The organism is Marinicella marina (assembly GCF_030065545.1).
GTDB classification, from domain to species: domain Bacteria; phylum Pseudomonadota; class Gammaproteobacteria; order Xanthomonadales; family Marinicellaceae; genus Marinicella; species Marinicella marina.
This window is the reverse complement of sequence record NZ_JASJNC010000018.1, coordinates 1-1,201: the sequence shown is the minus strand read 5'-3', so window position 1 is coordinate 1,201 and position 1,201 is coordinate 1. Positions and strand designations below refer to the sequence as shown.

1 protein-coding gene is annotated in these 1,201 nt (G+C 41.0%); it reads left to right on the top strand.

Annotated features, from left to right (window positions below; genetic code table 11):
* Nucleotides 1-74 precede the first annotated feature (74 nt).
* A protein-coding gene (locus tag QNI24_RS15375; RefSeq protein ID WP_267177682.1) for an IS3 family transposase occupies nucleotides 75-1,153 on the top strand; the annotation gives its coding sequence in 2 pieces (ribosomal slippage) (nucleotides 75-327 and nucleotides 327-1,153; 1,080 coding nt in all).
* Nucleotides 1,154-1,201 lie beyond the last annotated feature (48 nt).

Genomic DNA, 1,201 nt, shown 5'->3' with positions numbered 1-1,201 from the left:
TGACCTTTCCCCCAAAAACAGACCCATGACAAGGATGAGATTTCCAATTAAACTAAGAAAGAGGATATCTCATTATGAAAAAGAAACGTTATACAGAAGAACAAATCATTGGCGCCATCAAACAGCATGAGTCAGGTGTTAAAGTAGATGATATTTGCCGCCAGCTGAATATCTCACAAGGCACTTTCTACAACTGGCGAAGCAAGTATGCTGGCCTTGAAGTTTCAGAAGCCAAAAGGCTCAAGGAGCTTGAAAGTGAAAATGCCAAACTAAAGAAGTTGTTGGCAGAAAAACTACTAGAAAATGAAGCAATGAAGGATGTGCTATCAAAAAAGTGGTGAAGCCTGCCAGTAAAAAGAGTGTTGTGCGCCACTTTAAACAGTCATTCAAGCTCAGTGAACGTACATCATGTAATTTGGTAGGCATCAGCAGAACAGGCTTCAGGTATGAGCCAAAGCCCAGTAATGATGAGTCGATAAGGGACAGATTGTTAGAATTGGCAACCAAACATCCTAGTTATGGTTATTTGTTTTTACATGGCTTACTGAAATCTGAAGGCTTAGTGTGCAATAAGAAACGAACATACCGCATCTACACTGAATTAGGGCTTCAGGTACGCACCAAGAAGCGTAAGAAACTGATTAGGCCAAGGATGCCCATGTTCGTGCCTAATCGAACTGACGTGCGTTGGTCGATGGACTTTGTTAGTGATCAGTTAGCCAATGGCCGAAGGTTCAGAGTGCTTAATGTGATTGATGACTATTCACGTGAAATGGTTGGACAGTTAACTTCCTTTTCAATCAGCGGCAGGCAAGTAGCTAGATTCTTAGATCAACTGATAGACCAAAGAGGTAAACCATCACAGGTCGTTTGTGACAATGGGACTGAATTTACATGTAAAGCCATGTTCTTTTGGCAACAACAAAGTGGTGTGAAGCTGGGCTTCATTCAACCAGGTAAACCAACTCAAAATGCTTTCATAGAGAGTTTGAACGGTAAGTTTAGAAATGAATGTTTGAATCAAAACTGGTTCAAATCAATTGAACAAGCAGAAGATGAAGTCAACAAATGGAGAAAACACTACAACCACATTAGGCCACACAGTTCATTGAAATATATGACGCCAGTGGCATTTGCTAATCAGGCAGCATAAAATGAATTATCTCATCCAAGCCGCGGTACTAAGTTGGGGGAAAGGTCA